Below are 26,739 nucleotides of genomic sequence, written 5' to 3'. Positions count from 1 at the left end.
GCGCGCCGCCGGCCGCCCGGCCGGGGGCGGAGGGCGGCGGGGCGGGGCTGAGCGGGTCAGCGGGGGGTGTCGAGGAGGTGGAGGCGGTGGGCGAGCGCGGCGGCCTCGCCTCGGCCGGAGACGCCCAGCTTGGCGAGGATGTTGGAGACGTGGACGCTGGCGGTCTTCGGTGAGATGAACAGCTCCTCGGCGATCTGCCGGTTGGTCCGGCCGGCCGCGACCAGGTGCAGGACGTCCTGCTCGCGGGGGGTCAGACCGAAGGCGTCGGCCTCGGACTCCGGTTCCGGGGCGTCGGCGGCGGGGTCGGCCGCGAGGGGGATCCGGGCGCGGGCGGCGAGCAGCTCGACGTCCTCGCGGAGCGGGCGGGCGCCGAGGGCGACGGCGGTGGCGTGGACCTGCCGGAGCAGGGCCGTGGCCTCCTCGCGCCGGCCTCCCTCGGTGAGGAGGGCGTCGGCGAGCCGGTGGCGGGCGCGGGCCAGCGGGTAGGGCTGGTCGAGCGGGGTCCAGGCCTCGACGGCCTCGGCCCAGCGGGCGGCGGTCTCGCGCCCCTCGGCGCGGGCGAGCTCCTCGGCGACCTGGGACGCGTGGGCGGCCCAGACGGGCGCGGGGGCGGCGAGGGCGCGGACGCAGCGGCGGACGGCGGCCAGGGCCTCGGCGCGGCCCTCCTCGGCGGCGGGGAGGCCCCTGCTGTCGGCCTCGGCGGTGACGGCGGTGAGGACGAGGGGCCAGCCGTAGCGGTGGGTGCCGGGCGGGAACCCCGCCTCGGCGGCGCTGGCGACCAGGGTGCGGACGTCGGCGAGGCGGCCTTCGGCGGCGGCCGCGGCGGCGTCGATGCCGGCCAGCGGGAGGGTGTACTGCGGGATGGGGTCGCGGGTGCCGTAGACGGCGCGGGCCTCGTCCAGGTGGCGGGCCGCCGTGGCGGTCTCGCCGCGGGCGACGGCGATCTGGGCGAGCCGGAGGTGGGCGGAGGCGCGGGGCTTGGTGCTGGTGGCGGAGGAGAGGAGGCGTTCGGCCTCGGCGCGGGACTCGTCCCAGCGGCCGAGGGAGTGGAGGGACTCGGCCCTGTTGCCGCGGATCCAGCCGGTGGACTCGACCAGGCCGCGGGCGAGCGCGAGGGCGATGCCGGAGTCGGCGAGCTCGACGGCCTCGGCGGAGCGGCCGAGGGACTCCAGGGCGGAGACGAGGTTGATGTGGGCGCGGGCAGCTTCGTGGAACTGGCCGAGGGCGGTGGTCCGTTCGCGGACCGCGTGCATCTCGGCGAGGCCCGCCTCGCGGTCGCCGGCGGCGACCATGATGGTGCCGAGGGTGAGCCGGGCGTTGAGTTCGGTCGCCTCGGCCTTGACCAGGCGGGCGTACTCGACGGCGCGCTCGGCGGCGGCGAGGGAGTCGGGACCGGGCTTGCGGAGCATGCCCCAGCCGGCGGCGCCGGCGAGGACGGTGGCGTGGACGGCGGAGGGCGGCAGACCCTTGACGAGCTCCTGGGCGCGGGAGATCTCCGCCCAGCCGTCGCCCCGGCCGAGGTTGGACTGGAGCCGGGACTGCTCGGTCCAGAACCAGGCGGCGCGCAGCGGGTCGTGCTCGTCGTCGCCGTCGAGGAGACGGAGGGCCATCTTGCCGATCTTGAGGGCGCGTTCGCGTTCGCCGCAGAGCCGGGCGGCGACGGCGGCCTCGGCGAGCAGGTCGAGCTGGCGCAGCGGGGTGGTCTCGGGGTCGCAGCCGCAGGGCGGGTAGGAGTCGGCGTAGTCCAGGGGGCGCAGGCCGGCCCGGACCTCGGCGGGGGCCTCGTCCCAGAGCTCCATCGCCCGTTCGAGGAGGCGCAGCTGTTCGGCGTAGGCGTGGCGCTTGCGGGTGGCCACCGAGGCGTCGAGGACGGCGGGGAGGGCCTTGGCCGGGTCGTGGGCGTGGTACCAGTACGTGGCCAGGCGGGTGGCCCGCTCCTCGGGGCGGACGAGGCCGGGGTCGGCCTCCAGGGCCTGGGCGTAGCGCCGGTTGAGGCGGGAGCGCTCGCCGGGCAGCAGGTCGTCGCTGACGGCCTCGCGGACCAGGGAGTGGCGGAAGCGGTAGCCGTCGCCGTCGGGGACGGCGAGGAGGATGTTGGCGCCGACGGCGGCGCGCAGGGCCTCGATGAGGTCGTCCTCGGAGAGGCCGGAGACGGCGGCGAGCAGGCCGTGCTCGACGGTGGAGCCGCCCTCGGCGACGATCCGGGCGGCCCGCTGGGCGTCCTCGGGGAGGGTCTCGACGCGGACCAGGAGGAGGTCGCGGAGGGAGTCGCTGAGGGGTGCGGCGGCGACGCCGCAGGTGTGGGAGGCGACGAGTTCCTCGACGAAGAAGGCGTTGCCGTCGGAGCGGTCGAAGATCTCGTCGACGAGGCCGGGGGCGGGTTCGGCGGCCAGGATGCCGGTGAGCTGGCGGTGCACCTCGGTGCGGGTGAAGCGGGCGAGCTCGATGCGGCGGATGGTGCGCATCCGGTCGAGTTCGGCGAGGAGGGGGCGCAGCGGGTGGCGGCGGTGGATGTCGTCGGCCCGGTAGGTGGCGACGACCACGATCCGGCCGCGGCGCAGGGTGCGCAGCAGGTAGGTGAGGAGGTGGCGGGTGGAGGTGTCGGCCCAGTGGAGGTCCTCCAGGACGAGGACGAGGGTCCGGTCCGCGGCGAGCCGCTCCAGGAGGCGGACGGTCAGCTCGAAGAGGCGGGCGGTGGCGTCCTCGTCGCCGGCGTCGGAGCCGCCGGGGTCGCCGAGCTCGGGGAGGAGCCGGGCGAGCTCGCCCTCGTGCCCGTCGGCGGCGGCGGTGAGCTCCTCGGGGAGGAGGCGGCGCAGGGTGCGCAGGGCGGCGGAGAAGGGGGCGAAGGGGAGTCCGTCGGCACCGAGCTCCACGCAGCCGCCGAGGGCGACCACGGCGCCGGTGGCGCAGGCGGCGTCGCGGAACTCCTCGACGAGCCGGGTCTTGCCGACCCCGGCCTCACCGCCGACGAGAAGGGCCTGGGGCTCTCCCGCTGTCGCGCGGGAGAGCGCCTCGGCGAGGGCGGTGAGTTCGCCGGCGCGGCCGACGAAGACGGGGCTGACGGACCTGGTCTCCACGGCGCCGAGCATCGCACAGGCGTCCTGCGGTTCGCCCATACGGGGGTCACGCGACCTGGGCGAAGCGGTCCTTGCCGGTGCCCACCCGCCCCTCGTGTTCATGGCGGCCGGCCCGGCGGGCGGCCTTGGCGGCGCGGGCGGCCTCGCGGCCGAGGCGCTGGGCGGCGGCCTCGCGGACGAGCTCGGCGTGGGCGGCGCGGTGGAGTTCGTAGGCGTACATGGGGTGCTCCCTGGGCTGCGGTGTCGGCATCGCTCCTTGCGATGCCTCCACCTTCCCCGCCCAGCCGGTGCGGGGGCATCGGGCGAGTGCCGCATGTTCGGGACGCGGGGGGCCTTAGGGAGGGCCGAGGAGTGCCTTAGGCCGTCGTCGGGCCTGTCCGGTACGGGCCTTACGGCCCCTGCGGCCCCTGCGGCCCCTACACCCGGACGGGCCGGGCACGGGCGGGCGCAGTCCGGGCGGGCACCGGCAGGACCCTACGCGGCCGGGCGGGCCGGGCAGACACGGGCGGGCGCACGCAGGCCGGGCGGGCGCACGCAGGCCCCTACGGCCGGGCAAGGGCGGACGCGGGCCGGGCAGGCAAGGCGGGCGGGCGCAGGCCTGGCCGGTCGGCCGGGCGCGATGGGTCGGCCGGGACGGGCGGGTCCGCCAAGCGCGGCAGGTCGGCGGAGACGGGCGGGTCGGCCGGGCGCGATGGGGCGGCCGGGACGGGTGGGCGCGGGGTCCGGCGGAGAGGGGTCAGACGGGCCGGGCGGCGCGCCAGTCGGGGGCGAGGACGGCCCAGATCTCGGTGTCGACGCGGGTGCCGCGGTGGGTGTGGTGCTCGCGCAGGACGCCCTCCCTGGTCATGCCGAGGCGGCGGGCGACGGCGATGCTCGGCAGGTTCTCCGAGGAGACGAACCATTCGAGGCGGTGGATGCCGCGCCGGTCGACGGCCCAGTCGATGAGGGTCCGGCAGGCGCGGGTGATCAGCCCGCGGCCGGCGGCGGCGGGCTCCAGCCAGCAGCCGACCTCGGCGTTGCCGGCGGCCACGTCCATGGTGCGGAACATGACGCCGCCGACGAGGGTGCCGTCGCTCCAGATGCCGTAGAGCCGTCCGGTGTCGTGCGCGGTCCTGTCGGCGTAGCCGCGGAGGAAGGCGCGGGCGGAGTCGAGGTCGTGGACGGCGTCGGCGAGGCCGATGTGGGTGCCGACGAACTCCCGGCCGCGGTCCATGTGGGCGAGGAACTCCTCCGCCTGCCAGGGCTCCAGGGGCCGCAGCTCGGCACCGTCGTCACCCAGCGATGTCGCGAACATCCTCGTTCTCCTCCGTGGCCGGTGCCGTCACGCGCTGTCCCGGGATCTTCGCACGGGCGTCCGCGGCGTCGCGGCACTCGGGGGGTTCGATGCTGATCCTGGGCAGGATCCGGTCGAGGCTCCGGGGCAGCCACCAGTTGGCCCCGCCGAGCATGTGCATGAGGGCGGGGACGAGGAGGGTGCGCAGGACGAAGGCGTCGAGGGCCACGGCGGCGGCGAGGGCGATGCCGAACATCGCGATGACCCGATCGCCGGAGAGGACGAAGGCGAGGAAGACGGAGATCATGATGACCGCCGCGGAGTTGATCACGCGGCTGGTCTCGGCGAGGCCGACCCGGACCGCCCGCCGGTTGTCGCCGGTCTCCAGCCACTCCTCGTACATCCGGCTGACCAGGAAGACCTGGTAGTCCATGGAGAGGCCGAAGAGGACCGAGACCATGATCACGGGGAGGAAGGGCTCGATCGGTCCGGCGCTCCCGAGGCCGAGGAGTTCGGCGCCCCAGCCCCACTGGAAGATCGCGACGACGATGCCGAAGGCGGCGGCGACGGCGGCGATGTTCATGACGGCGGCCTTGAGCGGGATGCCGAGGGAGCGGAAGGCCAGCAGCAGGAGCAGGCAGCCGAGGGCGACGACGACGCCGACGAAGAGCGGCAGCTTGCCGACGATGATCTCGGCGAAGTCGTCGTACGAGGCGGTGATGCCGCCGACGTGGACGTCGAGGGAGGTCCCGCTCTCCGCGGCCGGGACGACGTCCTGGCGCAGCCGGTCGACGAGGTCGCTGGTGGCCTTGGACTGCGGGGAGGAGTCGGGGACGACGGTGAGGAAGGCGGTGTCGCCGGAGCCGTTGTAGGTGACCGGGGAGACCGAGGCGACGCCCTGGGTGGCGGCGAGCGCGTCCGGGAGCCGGTCGAGGGCGATCCGGTCGTCGGCGCCGTCGAGGCCGGCGACGAGGGTGAGGGGGCCGTTGACCCCGGGGCCGAAGCCGTCGGCGAGGAGGTCGTAGGCCTGCCGGGTGGTGGCGGAGGCGGGGTTGTTGCCCTGGTCGGAGGTGCCGAGGTGGAGCGAGAGCGTGGGCAGCGCGAGGACCGTCATGACGACGGCGGCGACGGCGCCGAGGAGCTTGGGGTGGCGCTCGACGAAGGCGGACCACCGGGCGGCGAAGCCGGTGGGCAGCTCGGGCTGCGGGCCGCGCTCGGCGAGCACCCGCCGCTCGCGCCGGGAGAGGGCGCGCATGCCGATGAGGGAGAGCAGCGCGGGCAGCAGCGTGACGGAGGCGGCGACGGTGAGGACGACGGTGAGGGAGGCCGCGAGGGCGACGCCGTTGAGGAAGCTCAGCCGGAGGATGAGCATGCCGAGGAGGGCGATGCAGACGGTGGCGCCGGCGAAGACGACGGCCCTGCCGGTGGTCGCGACCGCGGTCTCGGCGGCCTCGGCGACGCCCAGGCCGCGCTTCAGGCCCTTGCGGTGCCGGGTGACGATGAAGAGCGCGTAGTCGATGCCGACGCCGAGGCCGATGAGCATGCCGAGCATCGGGGCGAAGTCGGCGACCGTCATCAGGTGCCCGAGGAGCACGATCCCGGAGTAGGCGATGCCGACGCTGACCAGGGCGGTCGCGATGGGCAGCAGGGAGGCGGCGAGGGAGCCGAAGGCGAGGAAGAGCACGACGGCGGCGACGGCGACGCCGACCGCCTCGGCGAGGTGTCCGCCGGGGGCCTCGGTGAGGGCGACGGCGCTGCCGCCGAGTTCCACCTGGAGCCCGTCGGCACCGGCGGCCTTCGCGGTGTCGACGAGGGCCTGGGCCCGTTCGACGGGGATGTCGTCGGCCTGGTCGCGGAAGGTGACGGTGGCGTAGGCGGTGCGCCCGTCCTCGCTGACCCGGCCGTGCGCGGCGCCGTCCCCGTACGGGGAGGCGACGGCGGCGACGCCGGGGAGGTCCGCGACCTTCTCCAGCATGGGGGCGACGCGGTCCTGGACGGCGTCGGCCCGGACGCTGCCGCGCTCGGTGTGCCAGACGATGGTGTCGGTGTCGCCGCCGAGGCCGTGGAAGCCGCGGTCGAGGAGGGCGGTGGCGCGTCCCGACTCGGTGCCGGGCACCTCGTAGTCGTTGGAGTACGCGCTGCCGGCGAGGACGGCGGCGCCACCGGCCCCGACGAGGGCGAGAACCCACAGGAGGACGGCGACGAGGCGGTGCCGGATGAACCACCGTGCGATGGCTGCCAAAGGACGTGCTCCCTGCCTGGATCGGTGCTCGCGGCCCACTGTCGCAGCCAAACGTGATCGTTTGTCCCTTTCGTGGCGATCCTCACAGGGGGTCCGCGAAGCTCGGGACCGAGGTCCCGGGCCCCGCGGACGAGGGTCCCGGGGACGACGGTCCCGGGCCGGTTCGGCCGCAGACGCCCGGGCGGCCGTTCCCGATGCGGCCCACGGGCCGGCGCCGGAAGCCGCCGGGGGCGGTGACCTCCGGGCGGTACCGGCCGTGCGCGTCGGCGGCGGAGCGGACGACGGCGCGACCGCGGCCCGGCCGCGATCGCGCGGCGCCGGCCCCCTCCACCGGACGGCGAGGCCCGGGTGACGGTCGTGGTGGGCGGTCCGGGAGGCCGGCCCGGCGCCGCCCGCGACGGGGCCCCGCACGCGCGCCGGGAGCCGTCGGGGCCGGTGATCGCGAAGCGGTACCGGCCGCCCGCGACGGGGACGCTCCGCTCCCCCGCCCCGGAGGCCGGCGCGCCGTGGCGCGCCGTCCCCGGCCCGGCGCGACCGCGGGGGCGACGGGGACGGCAGGGCGGGCCGGGGGCGCCGGGGAGGCCCGCCGGGGGCGCGCGAGCGGAGGACCCGCCGGAAACCGTCGATCCGAACGGCTCTTTCCGGCCACACCCGGGCCCCGTCCCGTACGGACCCCGGAAAGGGGCCGGGCGGCGCGCACGGACGGTTACCCGGCCGCAATCGTCCGCGCGTTGACCCCGGGGGCGGCCGAACGGCAAGCTGACTTCCTGTCATTCACTGTGCCTTGGGGGAAAGTTGAGCAAGTCGGCACACCACATCGGACCCGATTCGGCACCGGACCGCTACCGGCTGCTCCGCTCCATCGGGCGCGGCGGCGAAGCGGTGCTCTACCTCGCCGAGATCGAGCTCGCGGGCGGCACCGAGCCCGTCGTCGTCAAGGTCCTCGACTCCAGGACGACGATCACTCCCGAGCTCTTCGAGCGGGTCAGCCGCAAGTGGAACGAACAGGCCGAGCTGCTCCGCTTCGTCAGCCGCCCCGGCGTCGTCGGCGTCCGCGAGCACTTCCAGGGCGCGCCCATCCACGCGCCCGGCGAGTCCGGCACCCTCACCGGCCGGGCCCTCGTCCTGGTGATGAACCACGTCGACGGCCTCGACCTGCGCGACTGGCGCGCCGAGCGGACCCTGGCCACCCCCGCCGAGCGGCGCGAGGTCATGCGGACGCTCGAACAGCTCGCGGACGTCCTCAACTGGCTGCACTCGGGCAAGGCCACGCCGTCCGGCCGGATCGTCGTCCACGGCGACCTCTCGCCGGGCAACGTGATGGTCGACGAGCACGGCCAGGCCACCCTCGTCGACTTCGGCCTCAGCAAGCTGACCGCCGACCACCAGACGGCCGAGGTGTGGTTCACCCCCGGCTACGCGGCGCCGGAGATCTTCGAGGGGAAGCGGACCCCGGCGACCGACCGGTACGCCTTCGGGGCCATCGCCTACTTCCTGCTGAGCGGCCAGTCCCCGCCGGCCGCCCCCGAGCAGCTCGCGGCCGCCTTCGCCGGCGTGCCGCAGATCGCCGGACTGCCGGAGGAGCAGCGCAGGCGGGTGCTGGCCATCGCGGCGGCCGACGCCGACCGGCGCCCGCTGTCGCTCTCGTCCTGGGTGAAGGAGGTCCGGCACGGGGTGGTCTCCACCACGACCACCTCGCGCCCGGCCGGCCCCCAGGACGCGGTCCCGCCCCGCCCGGCCGACGCGCCCGCCGTGCCGCCGCTCCCGGTGACCCCGCCGGCCGGACCCCCGCCCGCGGCGCCGCCGGCCGCCGCGCCCCAGGACTCCGCGCCCCGGGACGCGGCACCGGACCCGGGCCCCGCGCCGACGGCCGCGCCGGAGCCCGCCCCCGCGCCCCCGGAGCCGTCCGCGCCCGCCCCGGCCGCGCAGCCGCCCGCCGGCCCGCCCCCGGCCGGCTTCGGCGCGCCGACCCCGGTCCCGGCCGGGCACGGCGCGGGGCAGGGCCCGTACGGCCCGCCGGCCGGCGGCTTCCCCCCGTACGGCGGGCCCGGCGGCGCGCCGGGTTACGGCGGCCACGGACCGGCGACGGCCGGGATGCCCGCCGTCGGCGCCCCCGGCGAACCGGCCGGCCCCCGGCCTCCGCAGCGGTCCGAGAGGTCCGGGCGCCGCAAGGGCCCGCTGATCGGCGCCGTCGCCGGCGTCCTGCTGGTCGCCGTCCTCGCGGTGGCCGGCATCCGGCTCCTCGGCGACCGGGACGCGGACACCGGCAAGAACACGCAGGCCGGCCCGACCACCACCACCGCCTCGGCGCAGGAGACCACCACGACCCCCACCGGGGAACCGACCACCGAGGAGCCGACGGAGGAGCCCACCACCCAGGAGCCGACGGAGGAGCCCGGCGTCGAACCGAGCGGCAGCGGCGACACCGGCGCGAGCCCGTCGATCGACCCCGGCTCCGTGCCCGAGAGCAAGGAGGCCGACCTGACCACCCTCACGCCCATCGACGGCCTCGACGGCTTCCGGGTCACCTCCGCCGCCACGCTCAACGCGAAGGACTACGGCTCCGCCTTCGTGGCCGGCTGCTCCAACGAGTCGTACATGGAGTTCAACCTCGGCCGGGCGTGGGGGACGCTGGAGTTCACCGCCGGCATCGACGACGACTCCCCGACCGAGGAGGCCCGGATCTCGATCTCCGTCGACGACCAGGCCGCCCCCTTCGCCCAGGCCGTGTCGCTCGGCAAGCCGGTCACCAAGACCATCTCGGTCAAGGGCGCCCTGCGCCTGCGCATCCGCGTCGAGGACACGTGCAGCTACTCGCAGGAGGCGTACGTGGTCATCGCCGCCCCGATGCTCAGGCGCTGAGCCCGGCACGGAGGAAGGGCCCCGCACCGCTTCCGGTGCGGGGCCCTTCGCGCGTCAGGGGCCGGGCCGGGGGCCGCCGCCCTCCAGGAGCGCGAGGCCGAGCTCGGTGACCGTGTGCAGCGTCGCGTTGCGGTGGCGCAGGCTGGAGACGAGCGCCGCCTCCCGCAGGGCCGTGATGTGCCGGCTCGCGTTGGACGGCGTGGTGCCCGCGCGGCGGGCGAGCTGGCCCGTCGTCGCGATGCCGTCCGCCAGCGCGGTCAGCAGCGCCGCCCGGGTGGGGCCGAGCAGCGCCGCGAGCGCCCGCCCGTCGGTCGTCCGGGCCTCCGGGGCCGCCCAGTGGACGTCGTGCTCGATCGGATGGACGAGGACCGGGGGCAGCGTCGGATCGGCCAGCGTCGTCGGCGCGTAGCGGCTGAAGAACGACGGCTGGAGCAGCAGACCGCGCCCCCTCAGGTGCAGGTCCTGGTCGACCGGGAAGTCGAGCCGGAGGACCGGGTGGTCCCACCGCGCCGACGGATGGAGCGTACGGAGCACCGCGCCCACACCGCCCTCCGCCAGCACCGCCGAGCGCCGGGACCGGTCCTGGCCCACCTGCGCCCGGATCCGCTCCCAGAAGGGGGCGAGCAGCGCGTCGAAGGAGACCTGCGCCGCGTCGGCCACCCGGCCGATCCCCTCGGGCCCGCCCTCCGCCAGCTCCCGGGACCAGGACGGCAGCCGGCGCGTGGTGTTCTGCCGCGCGAACTCCCGCAGGTCCCGCAGGACATGGCGCAGGGGCGCGGCCCGCAGCGCCTCCATCCGCTCCGCCACGCCCCCCTCGCCCGGCGGGGTCAGGAAGTCCGCCGAGTAGCCGGTCGGCGGCGCCAGCGCGGTCAGCAGCCGGGTGGCGGAGGGGACCCGGGGCAGCGAGGCGCGCAGCCACGGCCCGAGGAGCACCCCCGCATCCCGCCTCCGCAGGCGGTTGAGGCTGATCAGCAGCTCCCACAGCGGATCGGGCCCCGCGGCGATCCGCACCCGGGCGAGGTCGTCGCCGGTGAAGTGGATCCGGAGCACCTCAACCCCTCCCACCAGGACGATTACGTTCCAGCGCAACGAAGTTCACGGCACTCCCCCTGTACTCGCAGACTCTGATCCGTCCGGCGCCCGCTCGGCGCGCAGCAGGCTCACCCACAGGACGGTGGATCGTAAAATGCCCGGAACCCTGGCGAGGAACGGTTGCGGCGGGCGTGTCGCGGCCCGAGGGCTCGTCCGCGCGCTCGCCGCGGGAGCGGCCCTCGTCGCGGCGGCCGGATGCGCCGGCCCCGGGCCGGCCGCGGCGCCGGTGCCGCGGCCGGCGGTGGAACCGGCCCGGCTGACCGCGCTGCACGCGCTCCCGCCCGTCACCGCCCTGCTCTTCACCTCCCACCGCACGGGCGCCGAGGCGCAGCGGAAGCTCGCGATCGCCTGCATGGCCGAGGGCGGTCACCGCTACGCCCCCGCTCCCCCCTCCGAGGCCGCCGGGGACGCCGACGAGCGCCCGCAGCCCTTCGGCATCGAGTCCGCGGCCCCGCGCCGGGCCGCCGCCGCGACGTCGTCCGAGACGCCGCCCGCCCCCGGCGGCCCGGAGAGCACCGACGCCTACGCCCGCGCCCTCTTCGGCCGGGAGGAGAAGCGGGTCACCGCCAAGGGCGTGCGGATCAGCGTCTCCCGGCCGGGCGAGGGCTGCCTCGCCGAGGCGGAGACGCGGATGTTCGGGGACGGGCGGATGCGCTGGCTCCAGGTGCGGATCCTGCTCTTCGAGGCGCAGGAGGAGGCGCGCCGGGACGTGGAGAAGGACCCCGTCTTCCGGGAGGCCACCGTCCGCTGGCGGGAGTGCATGGACCGGGCCCGGATCAAGGCCCAGGACCCGGTGCAGGTCCAGGAGTCGCTGCGCTCGCCCGAGGAGGCGCGGACCAGCCCGGTCGTCGCGGCGGACCTGGGCTGCAAGGCCGAGACGGGCTACCTCGCCACCGCGTACGAACGGCTCGCCGCCGTGCAGCGGCGCTGGCTGGACGGGCACCCCGACGTCGGCGCCGACTGGAAGAGGCTGTCGGCCCGCCAGGACCAGGCGGCCGCGGCCGTCCTCGGCACCCGGGGCTGACCCCGCCGACAACCCCCGTGCGCCCCACCCGCACCGGCCCCGCACGCCCCGGCCTCGTGCGCCGTACGCCCCCGCACCGCCCCAGTCTTCCGCCACCGGCCCCGGTGGCGGGTGTCCCCCCGTCCGAAAGGAATCCCGTCATGTCCACGATCCGTCCGAAGTCCGGCCTCCGCCGCAGGTTCGCCGCCCTCGCCGGCGCCACCGCGCTCCTCGTGGGCGGCGGCGTCGCCACCGCCTCGACCGCAGCGGCCGGCCCGAACTGCGCCTCGGGCTACCACTGCGTCTTCGTCCTCGGCATCGGCGAGTCGTCCGGCCACGCCTTCTTCAACAGCGACACCAACTTCACCGACAACTACTTCGACGGCACGTCGCTGAACATCAACGACAACGTCTGGTCGGCCAGCAACTCCAGCAACAGCGGCTACGAGAGCCACTACTACTACGACGCCAACTACGGCGGCGGCCTCGTCTTCTGCGTCAACCCCGGAAGCGCGGTGAACTACGACCGCCTCTCCACCGACAACGTCGCCGGCAACAAGGTCGGGCAGCGCGACGAGGCCAGCTCCCTGCGGGTGCGCTCGACGACCTCCATCTCCTGCTTCTGACGGAGCGCGGGAGACGGGAAGGCCCCGCACCGGATCGCTCCGGTGCGGGGCCGCACGCCCTCTTCTCCCGTACGGGCGGGGGATCAGCCCTCGCTGACGCCCAGCCGCTCCAGGATGAGGTCCTTGACCTTCGCCGCGTCGGCCTGGCCACGGGTGGCCTTCATGACCGCGCCGACCAGGGCGCCGACCGCCGCGACCTTGCCGCCGCGGATCTTGTCGGCGATGGCCGCGTTGCCCGCGATCGCCTCGTCCACGGCCGCGCCGAGCGCGCCGTCGTCGGAGACGACCTTCAGACCGCGCTTCTCGACGACCTCGTCCGGAGCGCCCTCGCCGGCGAGGACGCCCTCGATGACCTGGCGGGCCAGCTTGTCGTTGAGGTCGCCGCCGGCGACCAGGGCCGAGACCCGGGCCACGTCCGCCGGCGTGATGGGCAGCTCCTCCAGGGAGACGCCCTTCTCGTTGGCGTTGCGGGCCAGCTCGCCCATCCACCACTTGCGCGCGGAGGCCGCGTCGGCGCCCGCCTCGACGGTGGCGACGATCGCGTCGACCGCGCCGGCGTTGAGGATGGACTGCATCTCCTGCTCGGAGACGGCCCACTCCTCGCGCAGCCGGTTGCGGCGCACGCGCGGCAGCTCGGGCAGGCCCTTGCGCAGCTCCTCGACCCACTCGCGGGCCGGGGCGACGGGGACCAGGTCCGGCTCCGGGAAGTAGCGGTAGTCCTCGGCGTTGTCCTTGATGCGGCCGGAGGTGGTGGAGCCGTCGTCCTCGTGGAAGTGACGGGTCTCCTGCACGATCGTGCCGCCGGACTCCAGGACCGCCGCGTGGCGCTGGATCTCGAAGCGCGCCGCCCGCTCGACCGAGCGGAGCGAGTTCACGTTCTTCGTCTCCGAGCGGGTGCCGAAGGTCTCGGAACCCTTCGGCATCAGCGACAGGTTGACGTCGCAGCGCATCTGGCCCTGGTCCATGCGCGCCTCGGAGACGCCCAGGGAGCGGATGACCTCGCGCAGCTCGGCCACGTAGGCCTTGGCGACCTCGGGGGCGCGCTCGCCGGCACCGACGATCGGCTTGGTGACGATCTCGATGAGCGGGATGCCGGCCCGGTTGTAGTCGAGCAGCGAGTGCGAGGCGCCGTGGATGCGGCCGGTCGCGCCACCGATGTGGGTGGACTTGCCGGTGTCCTCCTCCATGTGGGCGCGCTCGATCTCCACGCGGAAGACCTCGCCGTCCTCCAGCTGGACGTCCAGGTAGCCGTTGAAGGCGATCGGCTCGTCGTACTGGGAGGTCTGGAAGTTCTTCGGCATGTCCGGATAGAAGTAGTTCTTCCGGGCGAAGCGGCACCACTCGGCGATCTCGCAGTGCAGCGCGAGGCCGATCTTGACGGCCGACTCGACGCCGATCTCGTTCACGACCGGCAGCGCGCCGGGCAGGCCGAGACAGGTCGGGCAGGTCTGCGCGTTCGGCTCGGCGCCCAGCTCGGTCGAGCAGCCGCAGAACATCTTGGTCTTGGTGCCGAGCTCGACATGGACCTCCAGGCCCATGACGGGGTCGAACGAGGCCAGTGCCGCCTCGTACGACAGCAGTTCAGTGACAGTCACGGTGGAACTTTCCCTCTCAGCCCAGCAGGACGTCGTCGTCGCCGAGGCGCTTCAGCTCGCGGTACAGGATCGCGAGGCCGGTGACGATGGCGGCGGCGGACACGACGGCGTCGACCAGCTTCAGCGTGTCGTGCTCGGCACGGGCCTTCCTGATCTGCTTCGTCACGGCGACGGCGCCGAACGCGGTGGTGCCCATGGACAGGTACGTGCCGGTCCTGGACTTCTTGAAGCCCTTGGCCTTCTGCAGTGCACTGGTACTCACAGCGACGGAGCCTCCTCGATCAGCGGGTGACCCCACTTTTCCACGAAGGCGGCCTCGACGGCGGCACCGACCTTGTAGAGCCGGTCGTCCTGCATGGCGGGGGCGATGATCTGCAGCCCGACCGGGAGACCGTCCTCCGGCGCCAGGCCGCAGGGCAGCGACATGGCGGCGTTTCCGGCCAGGTTGGTCGGGATGGTGCACAGGTCCGCGAGGTACATCGCCATCGGGTCGTCGGCGCGCTCGCCGATCGGGAAGGCGGTGGTCGGGGTCGTCGGGGAGACGATCACGTCGACCTGCTCGAAGGCCTTCTCGAACTCGCGGGTGATGAGGGTGCGGACCTTCTGGGCCGAGCCGAACCACGCGTCGTAGTAGCCGGAGCTGAGCGCGTAGGTGCCGAGGATGATGCGGCGCTTCACCTCGGGGCCGAAGCCGGCCTCGCGGGTCAGGGCGGTGACGTCCTCGGCCGAGCGGGTGCCGTCGTCGCCGGCGCGCAGGCCGTACCGCAGGCCGTCGAAGCGGGCCAGGTTGGACGAGCACTCGGACGGCGCGATCAGGTAGTACGCCGAGAGGGCCAGGTCGAAGGTCGGGCAGTCCAGCTCGACGACCTCGGCGCCCAGCTCCTTCAGCAGCTCGACGGACTCGTCGAAGCGCTGCATGACGCCGGCCTGGTAGCCCTCGCCGCGGAACTGCTTCACGACGCCGACCCGCATCCCGGCCACCGAGCCGTTGCGCGCGGCCTCGACCACGGGCGGGACCGGCAGGTCGATCGAGGTGGAGTCGAGCGGGTCGTGGCCGGCGATCGCCTCGTGCAGCAGGGCCGCGTCCAGGACCGTGCGGGCACAGGGGCCGCCCTGGTCGAGGGAGGAGGAGAAGGCCACCATGCCGTAGCGGGAGACCGAGCCGTAGGTGGGCTTGACGCCGACGGTGCCGGTGACGGCGGCGGGCTGGCGGATGGAACCGCCGGTGTCCGTGCCGATGGCCAGCGGGGCCTGGAAGGCGGCGAGCGCGGCCGAGGAGCCGCCGCCGGAGCCACCGGGGATCCGGGTCAGGTCCCAGGGGTTGCCGGTCGGGCCGTAGGCGCTGTTCTCGGTGGAGGAGCCCATGGCGAACTCGTCCATGTTGGTCTTGCCGAGGATGACCACGTCGGCGGCCTTGAGCCGCTTGACCAGGGTCGCGTCGTACGGCGGGATCCAGCCCTCCAGCATCTTCGAGCCGACCGTAGTGGGGATGCCCCGGGTCGTGAAGATGTCCTTGAGCGCCAGCGGGACGCCGGCCAGCGGGCCGAGCTTCTCGCCGCGGGCGCGCTTCTCGTCGACGGCGCGGGCCTGCGCCAGGGCGCCCTCGCGGTCGACGTGGAGGAAGGCGTGGACCTTCTCGTCGACGGCCTCGATGCGGGCCAGGTGGGCCTCGGTAACCTCGACCGCGGTGAGCTCGCCGGAGGCGATGCCCGCGGCGATCTCGGCGGCGGTGAGCTTGATGATGTCCGTCATGGTCAGTCCTCCCCCAGGATCTGCGGCACCTTGAAACGCTGCTGTTCCTGGGCGGGGGCGCCGGAGAGCGCCTGCGCGGGGGTGAGCGAAGGACGGACCTCGTCCGCGCGCATGACGTTCGTCAGCGGCAGCGGGTGGGAGGTCGGCGGTACGTCCTGCTCGGCGACCTCGGAGACGCGGGCGACCGCGCCGATGATGTCGTCGAGCTGACCGGCGAAGTGGTCGAGTTCCTCTTCGGCGAGTTCCAGACGCGCCAGCCGAGCGAGGTGTGCGACCTCCTCGCGCGTGATGCCAGGCATGCAGCGATCCTCTGGGGTGAGTCTGATGGTGTGGGGCCAATCCTATGGGGACGGCACCGCTGCCTGTGAAACGGCCGTCCCGGACGGCCCTCCGGGACGGCTCCGCGGCCCCTCGCGGGTCACTGCACGACGTGTCCGGGGGCCGGGTCGAGCTCGATCGCGGGCGCGGCGGTCTCGACGGCCCGGCGCCAGCCGTGCTCGCCGCGGGCGCGCAGCCAGGCGGTGGTCTCGGCGGGCGGCATGGCGGCGGAGACCAGCCAGCCCTGGACGGCGTCGCAGCCCAGGTCGCGCAGCCGCTCCCAGGTCTCGTCGTCCTCGACGCCCTCGGCGACGACCAGCAGGCCCAGCGAGTGGGCGAGGTCGACGGTGCAGCGGACGATCTCGGCGTCCTCGGTGTCGACGGCGAGCCGGGCGACGAAGGAGCGGTCGATCTTCAGTTCGCTGACCGGGAGGCGGCGCAGGTGGACGAGGGAGGAGTAGCCGGTGCCGAAGTCGTCCAGGGACATCTTGACGCCGTGGCCGGTGAGGCCGTTGAGCGTGTCGGCGGCGCGCTGGGGGTCCTCCAGGAGGACGTGCTCCGTTATCTCCAGCTGGAGCGAGCCGGCCGGGACGCCGTGCCGGGCGAGGCGGGCGGCGACGGCGCCGGCGAAGCCGGGGGTGTGGACGTCGCGCGGCGAGACGTTGACCGCGACGGGGACCTCCAGGCCCTGGGCGCGCCAGCGGGCGACCTGGGCGAGGGCGGTCTCCAGGACGTACTCGGTGAGGTGCGGCATCAGGCCGGAGGACTCGGCGATGGCGATGAACTCGTCCGGTGGAACCTTTCCGCGCTCCGGGTGGACCCAGCGGACGAGCGCCTCCAGGCCGGCGACCTGGCCGTCGAAGCGGACCTTCGGCTGGTAGTGGAGCTCGACCTCGCCGGCGTCGAGCGCCCGGCGCAGGTCGCCGAGGAGACCGAGGCGGTCGGGGGTGTTGGAGTCGCGCTTGGACTCGTACACCTCGACGCCGGTCCGGTCGCGCTTGGCCTGGTACATGGCGACGTCGGCGCGGCGCAGCAGGCCCTCGGCGTCGCCGGCGTGGTCGGGGTAGACGGCGACGCCGGCGCTGGCCTCCAGGACGAGGGTGAGGCCGTCGAGGTCGAGCGGGGAGGAGAGGGCGGCGACGAGGTGGCGGGCGACCCGCTGGGCGCTGGTGGTGGAGTCGGCGAGGGGCAGCAGGACGGCGAACTCGTCGCCGCCGAGCCGGGCGGCCTCGGCGCCGCGGGGCAGGGCGAGGCGGAGCCGTTCGGCGATCTGGAGGAGGAGCCGGTCGCCGGCGAGGTGCCCGAGGGTGTCGTTGACCGAGCGGAAGCGGTCGAGGTCGATGAGGACGAGGGCGGAGCGGGACTCGGCGTCCTGGGCCTCCTCCAGGGCGGTCCAGGTCCGCTCCAGGAGCCACTGGCGATTGGGCAGCCCGGTGAGGGGGTCGCGGAGCTGCTCCTCGGCGCGGGCGCGGGCGATCCAGAGGGTGGAGTCGAGGGCGATCAGCGGGATCGCGAAGAGCGGCAGCAGGACCGGGAAGGCGGCGGCGACGACGCAGATCAGCGGGGCGATGCCGAGCAGCGCGACGGCCACGAGGCCCTGCCGGAGCAGGGCGGTGCGGGCGACGGTGGGCAGGCCGCGGCCGGGCGGGGCGAGGGTGTACCACAGCAGCAGCCGGGTCGCGAGGAGGTAGGCGCCGGCGGCGAGGACGATCTCGGGGACGTCGCCGATCGTCCAGTCGAGCGGGTGCCAGGGGTCGTCGACGGAGGGGACGTCGCCGAAGAGGGCGAGGACGAGGGCGGCCGCGCCGACGCCGAGGATGTCGGCGGCGCCGTGCAGCAGGCCCTGGCGCCAGCGGTGCCGGCGGGCGGCGCTGACGAGGACGACGACGGTGAGCGAGACGAGGCCGGCGGGGACCCAGCCGTACAGGAGGAGGACGGCGAGGGTGAGGGCGGCGCCGGAGCCGGTGCCGCCCCACCAGCGCTCGCGCCCGAGGGCCACGAGGTGGCCGACGATGAGGCCGGTGAGGAGGGCGAGGGACCAGCCGGCGACCCCTCCGGGGAAGAGGGGGACGCCGGTCGTCAGGGCCCGCTGGAGCCCGGTGACGAGCACGGCGGCGGCGGTGCCCACCACGGCGGTGGGCAGGCCGGCGAAGCCCGCGGGGAGCACCCGGCCGCGCGGCCGTGGCACCGGGGCGGCACTCTCGGTCGGTTCCATTCCCGTCCCTCTCACAGGCGGCGGTGCCGTCGCTGTCCGATGGACCGCGGCGAGGCGGCCCGGGTGGCGTCCCGGCCACCGGTCGTACGCCCCGCCGGCTTCAGGGGCGGGGCGCATGGCACGGGGCCGTTCGTCCTGGCGCACGGCCGCGCAGCACCCTCGCGCGGCGGTGCGGGACGAGACGCACGGTCACCACACTAGGCCGCCGAGGGCGCCGAGGGGCAGCGCTCTCCCTCTCTTGCCCGAATGCGACCTGGCCACCCGTAACGATCTGGTATGCGCCGAACGGGTGAGCTTCCGGGGCCCGGAGAGGGGTGACCGCGGGTTACTCCTCGATCGGCCGTGCGACCTCGCGAGCGGCGTCGGGACCCTGTTCGAGCAGGATCTTGAAGCCGTCCTCGTCGAGAACCGGAACCTTCAGCTGCATCGCCTTGTCGTACTTGGAACCCGGGTTCTCCCCCACCACGACGAAGGAGGTCTTCTTCGAAACGGAACCGGTGACCTTCGCTCCGCGGCTCTGGAGCGATTCTTTTGCGCCATCCCGGGTGAACTGCTCCAGGGTGCCGGTCACGACGACCGTCAGGCCCTCCAGCGGGCGCGGCCCCTCGTCCTCCCCGGCGCCCTCGTCCTCCAGGGCGACGCCGGCGGCGCGCCACTTCCGCACGATCTCGCGGTGCCACTCCTCGGAGAACCACTGCTTCACGGCGGCGGCGATGATCCCGCCGACGCCGTCGACGGCGGCCAGCTCCTCCTCGGTGGCCTGCTCGATCCGCTCCAGCGAGCGGAACTCGCGGGCCAGCGCCTCGGCGGCGACGGGGCCGACGTGGCGGATGGAGAGGCCGTTGATGAACCGGGCGAGCGGCCGGGTCTTCGCGGCGGCGATGTGCTCCAGCATGGCGAGCGCGTTCTTCTTCGGCTCGCCCTTCTGGTTGGCGAAGACGGTGGCGATCTTCTCCTCGCCGGTCTTCGGGTCCCGCTTGGGCAGCCCGGAGTCGGCGTCGAGCACGTACGCCTTGATGGGCAGCAGCTGCTCGATGGTGAGGTCGAAGAGGTCGCCCTCGTCGGTGAGCGGCGGCTCGGCGGGCTCCAGGGGCCGGGTGAGGGCCGCGGCGGCCACCGCGCCGAAGTTCTCGATGTCCAGGCACTGGCGGCCGGCGAGGAAGAAGAGCCGCTCGCGCAGCTGGGCCGGGCAGGTCCGGGCGTTCGGGCAGCGGAGGTCGATGTCGCCCTCCTTCATCGGCTTCAGCGCCGTGCCGCACTCGGGGCATTCGGCCGGCATCACGAACTCCCGCTCGGTGCCGTCCCGCAGGTCGACGACCGGGCCGAGGATCTCGGGGATGACGTCGCCGGCCTTGCGGAGCACCACGGTGTCGCCGATGAGGACGCCCTTGGCCTTCACCACCTCCTGGTTGTGCAGGGTGGCGAACTCGACCTCGGAGCCGGCCACGGTGACCGGCTCCACCTGCGCGTACGGGGTGACGCGACCGGTGCGGCCGACGCCGACCTTGATGTCGACCAGCTTGGTGTTGACCTCCTCCGGCGCGTACTTCCAGGCGATCGCCCAGCGCGGGGCGCGCGCGGTGGAGCCGAGCCGGCCCTGGAGCGGGATCTCGTCGAGCTTGACGACGACGCCGTCGATCTCGTGGGCGACGGAGTGGCGGTTCTCGCCGTAGTGCGCGATGAACGCGCGCACCTCGGGGAGGCCGCCGACCACCTCGTTGTGCGTGGAGGTGGGCAGGCCCCACGCGCGCAGCAGCCCGTACGCCTCCGAGAGGCGGGAGATCTCGAAGCCCTCGCGGGCGCCGATGCCGTGGACCACCATGTGGAGCGGGCGGGTGGCGGTGACCTTCGGGTCCTTCTGGCGCAGTGAGCCGGCGGCCGCGTTGCGCGGGTTGGCGAAGGGCTTGTCGCCGGCCTCCACCAGGCGCGCGTTGAGCGCCTCGAAGGCCTCCATGGGGAAGTAGACCTCGCCCCGGATCTCGACGAGCTCCGGGATCCGGTCGCCCCGGAGGCGCTCGGGGATGTCGGCGATCGTGCGCACGTTGGGCGTGATGTCCTCGCCGGAGCGCCCGTCGCCGCGGGTGGCGGCGCGGGTCAGCCGGCCGTGCTCGTAGGTGAGGTTGACGGCGAGGCCGTCGACCTTGAGCTCGCACAGGAAGTGGAAGTCGGGGGTGCCGACGTCCCGGGCGACGCGCTCGGCCCAGGTCGCCAGCTCCTCGTCGTCGAAGGCGTTGTCCAGCGAGAGCATGCGCTCGCGGTGCTCGACGGAGGCGAAGTCCGTCTCGTACTGCCCGGCCACCTTCTGGGTCGGCGAGTCGGGCGTGCGGAGCTCCGGGTACTCCTCCTCCAGCGCCTCCAGGGCGCGCAGGAGCCGGTCGAACTCCGCGTCGCTGACGACCGGCTGGTCCTTCACGTAGTACCGGAAGCGGTGCTCCTCGACCTGCTCGGCCAGCTCGGCGTGCTTCTCCCGTGCCTCGGAGGGCACGACCGCCTCTTCACCGGGCAGGGCCCCCTGTTCGACTGCCACCTTCGTCCGTCCTCCCGTGCCTTCAGAACCCGGTCACTCTGGGTTGTCCGCGAGCGATCTCGCCGCCCGGGCGCAGTGGGCGAGCGCCGCCCGGGCGTACGCGGGCGAGGCGCCCGCGAGCCCGCACGTGGGGGTGACGACCACGGACTCGGCGAGAGTCCCCGGATTCAGCCCCAGCCTGCGCCACAGCGTCCTGACACCCATGACGCTACCGCCCGGGTCGGACAATGCCGTGTCGGTGGAGGGCACCACACCGGCGAAGAGCCTGGTGCCGGCCTCCACCGCCTCGCCGATCGGCTCCTCGTCACGTTCGGTGAGCAGCCCGAAGTCGAACGAGACGCCGGCGGCTCCGGCCCTGCGGAGCAGGGCGAAGGGCACGCCGGGGGCGCAGGAGTGGACGGTCACGGGCCCGTCGTGGGCGGCGATCACGTCCCGCAGGGTGCCCTCGACGACCTGCCGGTCGACGGCCCGGTGGGTGCGGTAGCCGCTGGCGGTGCGGACCTGGCCGAGGAGGACGGCGGTGAGCGAGGGCTCGTCGAGCTGGAGCACGATCCGGGCGCCGGGGACGCGCTTGGCGACGTCGGCGAGGTGTTCGCGCAGGCCCTCGGCGAGGGAGGCGGCGAGGTCGCGGCAGGCGCCGGGATCGCCCAGGGCGGCTTCTCCGCCGCGGAGTTCGAGGGCGGCGGCGAGGGTCCACGGGCCGACGGCCTGGACCTTGAGCGGGCCCTCGTACCCCTGGGTGAACTCCTCCAGGGCGTCGAGGTCCTCGCCGAGCCAGGAGCGGGCGCGGCGGGTGTCGCGGCCGGGCCGGTCGCTGATCCGCCAGCCGCTGGGCTCCACGTGCGCGTACAGGTCGACCAGCATCCCGAGGGTGCGGCCGATCATGTCGGCGCCGGGCCCGCGGGCGGGGAGCTCGGCGAGGAAGGGGAAGTCCTCGAAGGAGCCGGTGACGGTCTTGGCGGCCTCGCGGGCGTCGCCGCCGGGCAGCGAGCCGACGCCGGTCGCGGGGCCCCACGGGGGAACGTCGTTCATCGTCATCGCCCCGGACGGACCGTCAGGTCGTTGATCTCGGCGTCGCGCGGCAGGTCGAGGGCCGTCACGATCGTGGTCGCGACGGACTCGGGGTCGATCCACCGCGCCGGGTCGTACTCCTTGCCCTCCTGCTGGTGCACCTTGGCCTGCATGGGGCCGGCGGTGCGGCCCGGGTAGACGGAGGTGACCCGGACGCCGTGCCCGTGCTCCTCGTGGCGCAGGGAGTCGGCGAGGGCCTTGAGGCCGTGCTTGGAGGCGGCGTACGCGCTCCACTCGGCGTGCGCGTTCAGTCCGGCGCCGGAGTTCACGAAGACGACGTGGCCCTGGGAGACCCGGAGCTGGGGCAGGAAGTGCCGGGTGAGCTCGGCCGGGGCCACCAGGTTCACGTTGAGCTGGTGGTGCCACGTCTTGGGCGTCAGCTCCCCCACGGTGCCGAGGTCGACGACGCCCGCGACGTGCAGCAGCGAGTCCACCCGGTCGGGCAGGCTCTGGTGCGAGAACGCCCAGGAGAGCCGGTCCGGGTCGGCGAGGTCCCCCACCAGCGTGCGGGCGCCGGGGAACTCGGCCGCCAGCTCCTTGGCGCGCCCCGCGTCGCGTGCGTGCAGCACGAGGTCGTCCCCGCGCGCGTGCAGCCGGCGGGCGACGGCGGCGCCGATGCCGGACCCGGCCCCGGTGATCACATGAGTAGCCATGGGCACCATGGTCCCATCAGCGGGCGGCGATCTCGCTCTCCAGGTACGCGAGGGCCGCGCGCCCGTCCTCGGCGAAGAAGACCAGTTCGGCGAGGGGGCGGGGCAGGAAGCCCTCGTCCTCCATCCGCTGGAACTGGACCTTGAGGCCGTCGTAGAAGCCGGCGGTGTTGAGGAGGACGACGGGCTTGGCGTGCTTGCCGTGCTTCTTCAGTTCCAGGATCTCGGTGGCCTCGTCGAGGGTGCCGGTGCCGCCGACCATGACGACGATCGCGTCGGACTTGGCGAGGAGCAGGGCCTTCCGCTCGGCGAGGTCCCTGGTCACGGTCATCTCGTCGGCGTGCGCGCGGGCCTTGGCGGCGAGGAAGTCGACGGAGACGCCGACGAGCCGGCCGCCGGCCTCCTGCGCGCCGTCCGCGACGACCTTCATCAGTCCGGTGTCGGAGCCGCCCCAGACGAGGGTGTGGCCCGCCTTGCCGAGGAGGCCGGCGAACTCGCGGGCCGGCGCGGTGTAGCGCTCGTCGAGGTCGGCGGCGGAGAGGAAGACGCAGATGTTCATGCCGCCACGGTAGAACACGGCTCTTTTCTCACCCTCCCTGACCTGGGGTTTCCATGATTCTTCGGGAACTTTCGGGCGGCGGCGATGAGTTCCGGCGGGGCCGCCGGTCTGCCCTGCCATGGACGAGGTGAAGACGGTCGTGTCACGGGACGGGACGCCGGTCGCGTACGTGCGGTACGGGGCGGGGGCCGCGGACGGGCCCGCGGTGGTGCTGGTCGGCGGGGCGCCGGGGGCGGGCGTGGGCGAGACGCCGCTCGTCCGGCTGCTGGCCCGGAGCCACCCCGTGTACGTGTACGACCGCCGGGGAGGCGGCGGGCACGCGGTCGAGCGGGAGCTCGAGGACCTGGCGGCGGTGCTGGAGGCGGCGGGTCCCGGCGCGGCGGTGCACGGCAGCGGGGCGGGGGGCGCGCTGGCGCTGGCGGCCGCGGCCGCGGGGCTGCCGGTGGCGGCGGTGTCGGTCTTCGAGCCGCCGTCCGACGGGCTGGGGGCCCTCGGGGAGGTCCGCGCGCACGTGCTGGTGATCGACGGGGGCGCGAGCCCCGCGCCGGTGCGCCGGGCGGCGCGGGAGCTGTCGGAGCTGCTGCCGCACGCCCGGCACCGGACGCTGACGGGCCAGACCCACGAGGTGGCGCCGCACGTGCTGGCGCCGGTCCTCGCGGAGTTCGTGGCGGAGGCCGCGGCGTCGGCCGACGCCGTCTGAGCCGGACCGCCCCGCTACGCGGACGCGGGGGCCGCGCGCCGCACGGTCGTCGCGATCGTCGCGGAGCCGACCACGCGGGTGCCGTCGTAGAGGACGATCGCCTGGCCGGGGGCGACGCCGCGGACGGGCTCGTCGAAGGTGACCTTCAGCTCGCCGTCCTCCAGGGCCGCGCTCACCTCGGTCTCGCCGCCGTGGGCGCGGAGCTGGGCGGTGTAGCGGCCGGGGCCCCCGGGGGCGGTGCCGCACCAGCGGGGCTTGATCGCGGTGAGGGCGGTGACGTCGAGGGCTTCGGCGGGGCCGACGGTGACGGTGTTGTTCACGGGCGAGATGTCGAGGACGTAGCGGGGCTTGCCGTCCGCGGCCGGGTGGCCGATCCGCAGGCCCTTGCGCTGGCCGATGGTGAAGCCGTAGGCGCCCTCGTGGGTGCCCAGCTTGGTGCCGGACTCGTCGACGATGTCGCCCTCCGCCCGGCCCAGGCGGGTCGCGAGGAAGCCCTGGGTGTCGCCGTCGGCGATGAAGCAGATGTCGTGGCTGTCGGGCTTCTTGGCGACGGCCAGGCCGCGCCGCTCGGCCTCGGCGCGGATCTCGTCCTTGGTGGTGAGGGTGTCGCCGAGCGGGAACATCGCGTGGGCCAGCTGCTGCTCGTCGAGGACGCCGAGCACGTAGGACTGGTCCTTGGCCATGTCGGAGGCGCGGTGCAGCTCGCGGGTGCCGTCCCCGGTCAGCACCACGGTGGCGTAGTGGCCGGTGCAGACGGCGTCGAAGCCGAGGGCGAGCGCCTTGTCCAGCAGCGCGGCGAACTTGATCTTCTCGTTGCAGCGCAGGCACGGGTTGGGCGTGCGGCCGGCCTCGTACTCGGCGACGAAGTCGTCCACGACGTCGGCGCGGAAGCGCTCGGCGAGGTCCCACACGTAGAAGGGGATGCCGATGACGTCGGCGGCCCGGCGCGCGTCGCGCGAGTCCTCGATCGTGCAGCAGCCGCGGGCTCCGGTGCGGAAGGACTGCGGGTTCGCGGAGAGCGCGAGGTGCACGCCGGTGACGTCGTGCCCGGCCTCGACGGCTCGGGCGGCGGCGACGGCGGAGTCCACTCCGCCGGACATGGCGGCGAGGACGCGGAGGGGGCGCGGAGTCTGAGTCATAGCCCTACCAGGGTACGGGGCGGCGGGAACCGCGTGGCCGGGACCGGCGTTCTGGGGAGCATGGGGAGCGAGAACGGGAAGAAGCGGGGCGTCGGCCGGCGCGCCGTGCTGATCGGCGGCGGGGTCGCGGTCGTGGGTACGGGTGTGCTGGCGCGCGAGGAGCTGGCGCGCGCCTGGTGGCGGCTGCCGTGGATGGAGAAGCCGCGGGTGGACGGGGAGCTGGACTACCGGGCGGCCGCGTGGACGGCGGCGCACCAGGCGAACTCGCGGCGGGCGGACCGGCCGGACGACTACCGGATCGACCGGGTGGTGATCCACGTGGTGCAGGGCAGCTACGCCACCGCGCTGAAGGTCTTCAGGAACCCGCTGCACGAGGCCGCCACGCACTACGTGGTCGGCAAGGACGGGCGGGTGGCGCAGATGGTGCGGGAGCTCGACGTGGCCTACCACGCGGGGAACCGGGACATGAACGAGCGGAGCATCGGCATCGAGCACGAGGGGTTCGTGGACCGGCCGCAGGACTTCACGAAGGCCATGTACGAGGCGTCGGCGCGGCTGACGGCCGACATCTGCCGGCGGTACGGGATACCGGTCGACCGGGAGCACATCATCGAGCACGCGGAGGTCGAGGGCACGGACCACACCGATCCCGGCCCGCACTGGGACTGGGACCGGTACATGGAGCTGGTCCGCCGGGAGCGGGCGAAGCTCCCGGCGTGATCGGCCCGATCGGCCCGATCGGGAAGAGACGGCCTAGCTGAGCCCGGCGGTCCTGGCGCGCTCCACGGCGGGGCCGATGGCGTCGGCGACGGCCTTCACGTCCTCCTCGGTGGAGGTGTGGCCGAGGGAGAAGCGGAGGGTGCCGCGGGCGAGGTCCGGGTCGGCGCCGGTGGCGAGCAGGACGTGGCTGGGCTGGGCGATGCCGGCGGTGCAGGCGGAGCCGGTGGAGCAGGCGATGCCGGCGGCGTCGAGGAGGAGGAGCAGGGAGTCGCCCTCGCAGCCGGGGAAGGTGAAGTGGGCGTTGGCGGGGAGCCGGTCGACCGGGTCGCCGCCGAGGATCGCGTCGGGGACGGCGGCGCGGACGGTGGCGACGAGGGCGTCGCGCAGGGCGCCGATGTCGCGGGCGAAGGCCTCCTGCCCGTCGGCGGCGGCGCGGGCGGCGGTGGCGAAGGCGGCGACGGCGGGGACGTCGAGGGTGCCGGAGCGGACGTGCCGCTCCTGGCCGCCGCCGTGCAGCACCGGGACGGGGGTGTGCTCGCGGCCCAGCAGCAGGGCGCCGATGCCGTAGGGGCCGCCGATCTTGTGGCCGGAGACGGTCATGGCGGCGAGTCCGGAGGCGCCGAAGTCGACCGGGAGCTGGCCGACGGCCTGGACGGCGTCGGCGTGCAGCGGGACGCCGAACTCCGCGGCGGCGTCGGCGAGGGCGCGGACCGGCATGACGGTGCCGATCTCGTTGTTGGCCCACATCACGGTGGCCAGGGCGACGGAGTCGGGGTCGCGGGCGATCGCCTCGCGCAGCGCCTCGGGGTGGACCCGGCCGTGCGCGTCGACCGGCAGGTACTCGACGTCCGCGCCCTCGTGGGTCGCGAGCCAGTCGACGGCGTCGAGGACGGCGTGGTGTTCGACGGGGCTGGCGAGGACGCGGGTGCGGCGGGGGTCGGCGTCCCGGCGGGACCAGTAGAGGCCCTTGACCGCGAGGTTGTCGGCCTCGGTGCCGCCGGAGGTGAGGACCACCTCGCTGGGGCGGGCGCCGAGCGCGGCCGCGAGCGTCTCGCGGCCCTCCTCGACGGTCCGCCGGGCGCGCCGCCCGGCGGCGTGCAGGGACGAGGCGTTGCCCGTGACGGCGAGGTGGGCGGTCATCGCCTCGATCGCCTCGGGCAGCATGGGCGTGGTCGCGGCGTGGTCGAGGTAAGCCATGGTGGGTCGATTCTACGAGCCCGGACGCGGCCTTCCTCTACGAGGCCGGGCGCGGCCCCTCCTCGGCGGGGCGGATGCGGGTCCCCGGCGCCCGGCCCGCCGCTCCGGACGGGTCCGCGGG

Annotated in this window: 21 protein-coding genes; 5 read left to right on the top strand and 16 right to left on the bottom strand. The window is 74.8% G+C overall.

Annotation, left to right across the window (positions count from 1 at the left end; all coding sequences use genetic code 11):
- Nucleotides 1–56: 56 nt before the first annotated feature.
- From IE287_RS07195 to IE287_RS07180, 4 genes are all read right to left on the bottom strand, one after another.
- Complete coding sequence (locus tag IE287_RS07195; RefSeq protein ID WP_189848237.1) at nt 57–3,089, bottom strand: helix-turn-helix transcriptional regulator; 3,033 nt, start codon at nt 3,087–3,089, stop codon at nt 57–59.
- A gap of 34 nt (nt 3,090–3,123) precedes the next feature.
- Complete coding sequence (locus IE287_RS07190) at nt 3,124–3,327, bottom strand: hypothetical protein (protein ID WP_189848248.1); 204 nt, start codon at nt 3,325–3,327, stop codon at nt 3,124–3,126.
- 486 nt (nt 3,328–3,813) lie between these two features.
- Nucleotides 3,814–4,371, bottom strand: coding sequence for a GNAT family N-acetyltransferase (locus tag IE287_RS07185; RefSeq protein ID WP_189848055.1), 558 nt, complete (start codon nt 4,369–4,371; stop codon nt 3,814–3,816).
- Nucleotides 4,349–6,592: an MMPL family transporter gene (locus tag IE287_RS07180; protein ID WP_189848054.1), complete on the bottom strand. Its 2,244-nt coding sequence runs from the start codon at nt 6,590–6,592 to the stop codon at nt 4,349–4,351. Before IE287_RS07180 ends, IE287_RS07185 begins: the two co-directional genes overlap by 23 nt.
- Nucleotides 6,593–7,387: 795 nt before the next feature.
- Here IE287_RS07180 and IE287_RS07175 point away from each other — a divergent pair.
- Nucleotides 7,388–9,454, top strand: coding sequence for a serine/threonine-protein kinase (locus IE287_RS07175; protein ID WP_189848053.1), 2,067 nt, complete (start codon nt 7,388–7,390; stop codon nt 9,452–9,454).
- Between the two features lie 54 nt (nt 9,455–9,508).
- On the opposite strand, the gene IE287_RS07170 is transcribed toward IE287_RS07175, so the two are convergent.
- A complete protein-coding gene (locus IE287_RS07170) occupies nt 9,509–10,519 on the bottom strand; it encodes an ArsR/SmtB family transcription factor (protein WP_189848052.1) in 1,011 nt (336 codons plus the stop codon).
- Nucleotides 10,520–10,640: 121 nt separating this feature from the next.
- On the opposite strand from IE287_RS07170, the gene IE287_RS07165 reads away from it, so the two are divergent.
- Both IE287_RS07165 and IE287_RS07160 read left to right on the top strand, forming a co-directional pair.
- Complete coding sequence (locus IE287_RS07165) at nt 10,641–11,570, top strand: hypothetical protein (RefSeq protein WP_189848051.1); 930 nt, start codon at nt 10,641–10,643, stop codon at nt 11,568–11,570.
- 140 nt (nt 11,571–11,710) lie between these two features.
- Complete coding sequence (locus IE287_RS07160; protein ID WP_189848050.1) at nt 11,711–12,175, top strand: hypothetical protein; 465 nt, start codon at nt 11,711–11,713, stop codon at nt 12,173–12,175.
- Nucleotides 12,176–12,258: 83 nt separating this feature from the next.
- On the opposite strand, the gene gatB is transcribed toward IE287_RS07160, so the two are convergent.
- The 9 genes from gatB to IE287_RS07115 form a co-directional block, all read right to left on the bottom strand.
- On the bottom strand, nt 12,259–13,770 hold the full coding sequence (gatB, locus tag IE287_RS07155; protein WP_189848049.1) for an Asp-tRNA(Asn)/Glu-tRNA(Gln) amidotransferase subunit GatB: 1,512 nt from the start codon (nt 13,768–13,770) through the stop codon (nt 12,259–12,261).
- Nucleotides 13,771–13,786: 16 nt separating this feature from the next.
- The gene (locus IE287_RS07150) at nt 13,787–14,032 is read right to left on the bottom strand and encodes a hypothetical protein (protein ID WP_189848048.1); all 246 of its coding nucleotides are present in this window, start codon (nt 14,030–14,032) and stop codon (nt 13,787–13,789) included.
- Nucleotides 14,029–15,522 carry an Asp-tRNA(Asn)/Glu-tRNA(Gln) amidotransferase subunit GatA gene (gene gatA, locus IE287_RS07145; protein WP_189848047.1) on the bottom strand — a complete coding sequence of 498 codons (1,494 nt, stop codon included), beginning with the start codon at nt 15,520–15,522 and terminating at the stop codon, nt 14,029–14,031. The genes IE287_RS07150 and gatA overlap by 4 nt, the downstream gene beginning before the upstream one ends.
- A gap of 2 nt (nt 15,523–15,524) precedes the next feature.
- On the bottom strand, nt 15,525–15,821 hold the full coding sequence (gene gatC, locus IE287_RS07140; RefSeq protein WP_030750846.1) for an Asp-tRNA(Asn)/Glu-tRNA(Gln) amidotransferase subunit GatC: 297 nt from the start codon (nt 15,819–15,821) through the stop codon (nt 15,525–15,527).
- A 119-nt stretch (nt 15,822–15,940) separates the two neighbouring features.
- Nucleotides 15,941–18,055: a putative bifunctional diguanylate cyclase/phosphodiesterase gene (locus tag IE287_RS07135; protein ID WP_189848046.1), complete on the bottom strand. Its 2,115-nt coding sequence runs from the start codon at nt 18,053–18,055 to the stop codon at nt 15,941–15,943.
- A gap of 325 nt (nt 18,056–18,380) precedes the next feature.
- A complete protein-coding gene (ligA, locus tag IE287_RS07130; protein WP_189848045.1) occupies nt 18,381–20,582 on the bottom strand; it encodes an NAD-dependent DNA ligase LigA in 2,202 nt (733 codons plus the stop codon).
- Between the two features lie 33 nt (nt 20,583–20,615).
- The gene (locus IE287_RS07125; protein WP_189848044.1) at nt 20,616–21,614 is read right to left on the bottom strand and encodes a methionine synthase; all 999 of its coding nucleotides are present in this window, start codon (nt 21,612–21,614) and stop codon (nt 20,616–20,618) included.
- 2 nt (nt 21,615–21,616) lie between these two features.
- Nucleotides 21,617–22,315 carry an SDR family oxidoreductase gene (locus tag IE287_RS07120; RefSeq protein ID WP_189848043.1) on the bottom strand — a complete coding sequence of 233 codons (699 nt, stop codon included), beginning with the start codon at nt 22,313–22,315 and terminating at the stop codon, nt 21,617–21,619.
- A gap of 7 nt (nt 22,316–22,322) precedes the next feature.
- Entirely contained in the window at nt 22,323–22,862 is a 540-nt protein-coding gene (locus IE287_RS07115; RefSeq protein WP_189848042.1) for an LOG family protein, read from the bottom strand.
- A 118-nt stretch (nt 22,863–22,980) separates the two neighbouring features.
- Between IE287_RS07115 and IE287_RS07110 the strand changes: the two genes are divergently transcribed.
- Entirely contained in the window at nt 22,981–23,562 is a 582-nt protein-coding gene (locus IE287_RS07110) for an alpha/beta fold hydrolase (protein WP_373307817.1), read from the top strand.
- A 14-nt stretch (nt 23,563–23,576) separates the two neighbouring features.
- Here the strand turns inward: IE287_RS07110 and mnmA are convergent, their stop codons facing one another.
- A complete protein-coding gene (gene mnmA, locus IE287_RS07105) occupies nt 23,577–24,701 on the bottom strand; it encodes a tRNA 2-thiouridine(34) synthase MnmA (RefSeq protein WP_189848040.1) in 1,125 nt (374 codons plus the stop codon).
- Nucleotides 24,702–24,761: 60 nt separating this feature from the next.
- Between mnmA and IE287_RS07100 the strand changes: the two genes are divergently transcribed.
- Complete coding sequence (locus IE287_RS07100) at nt 24,762–25,421, top strand: N-acetylmuramoyl-L-alanine amidase (protein ID WP_189848039.1); 660 nt, start codon at nt 24,762–24,764, stop codon at nt 25,419–25,421.
- A 33-nt stretch (nt 25,422–25,454) separates the two neighbouring features.
- Here IE287_RS07100 and IE287_RS07095 read toward each other — a convergent pair whose 3' ends face one another.
- Nucleotides 25,455–26,618: a cysteine desulfurase family protein gene (locus IE287_RS07095; protein WP_189848038.1), complete on the bottom strand. Its 1,164-nt coding sequence runs from the start codon at nt 26,616–26,618 to the stop codon at nt 25,455–25,457.
- Nucleotides 26,619–26,739 lie beyond the last annotated feature (121 nt).

The sequence above is a fragment of the Streptomyces omiyaensis genome (assembly GCF_014650895.1).
Taxonomy (GTDB): Bacteria; Actinomycetota; Actinomycetes; order Streptomycetales; family Streptomycetaceae; genus Streptomyces; species Streptomyces omiyaensis.
The sequence above is the reverse complement of the archived record's forward strand: the minus strand, read 5'-3'. Positions and strand labels throughout refer to the sequence as shown.

Bases quoted from the DNA above. Each gene is read 5' to 3' on its own strand.
- IE287_RS07100 (WP_189848039.1), top strand. From the start codon at position 24,762: ATGGGGAGCGAGAACGGGAAGAAGCGGGGCGTCGGCCGGCGCGCCGTG.
- IE287_RS07185 (WP_189848055.1), bottom strand. From the start codon at position 4,371: ATGTTCGCGACATCGCTGGGTGACGACGGTGCCGAGCTGCGGCCCCTG.
- IE287_RS07110 (WP_373307817.1), top strand. From the start codon at position 22,981: ATGGACGAGGTGAAGACGGTCGTGTCACGGGACGGGACGCCGGTCGCG.
- IE287_RS07125 (WP_189848044.1), bottom strand. From the start codon at position 21,614: ATGAACGACGTTCCCCCGTGGGGCCCCGCGACCGGCGTCGGCTCGCTG.
- gatC (WP_030750846.1), bottom strand. From the start codon at position 15,821: ATGCCTGGCATCACGCGCGAGGAGGTCGCACACCTCGCTCGGCTGGCG.
- IE287_RS07095 (WP_189848038.1), bottom strand. From the start codon at position 26,618: ATGGCTTACCTCGACCACGCCGCGACCACGCCCATGCTGCCCGAGGCG.
- IE287_RS07165 (WP_189848051.1), top strand. From the start codon at position 10,641: ATGCCCGGAACCCTGGCGAGGAACGGTTGCGGCGGGCGTGTCGCGGCC.
- IE287_RS07160 (WP_189848050.1), top strand. From the start codon at position 11,711: ATGTCCACGATCCGTCCGAAGTCCGGCCTCCGCCGCAGGTTCGCCGCC.
- IE287_RS07135 (WP_189848046.1), bottom strand. From the start codon at position 18,055: ATGGAACCGACCGAGAGTGCCGCCCCGGTGCCACGGCCGCGCGGCCGG.
- IE287_RS07120 (WP_189848043.1), bottom strand. From the start codon at position 22,315: ATGGTGCCCATGGCTACTCATGTGATCACCGGGGCCGGGTCCGGCATC.
- IE287_RS07115 (WP_189848042.1), bottom strand. From the start codon at position 22,862: ATGAACATCTGCGTCTTCCTCTCCGCCGCCGACCTCGACGAGCGCTAC.
- IE287_RS07190 (WP_189848248.1), bottom strand. From the start codon at position 3,327: ATGCCGACACCGCAGCCCAGGGAGCACCCCATGTACGCCTACGAACTC.
- gatA (WP_189848047.1), bottom strand. From the start codon at position 15,522: ATGACGGACATCATCAAGCTCACCGCCGCCGAGATCGCCGCGGGCATC.
- IE287_RS07195 (WP_189848237.1), bottom strand. From the start codon at position 3,089: ATGCTCGGCGCCGTGGAGACCAGGTCCGTCAGCCCCGTCTTCGTCGGC.
- mnmA (WP_189848040.1), bottom strand. From the start codon at position 24,701: ATGACTCAGACTCCGCGCCCCCTCCGCGTCCTCGCCGCCATGTCCGGC.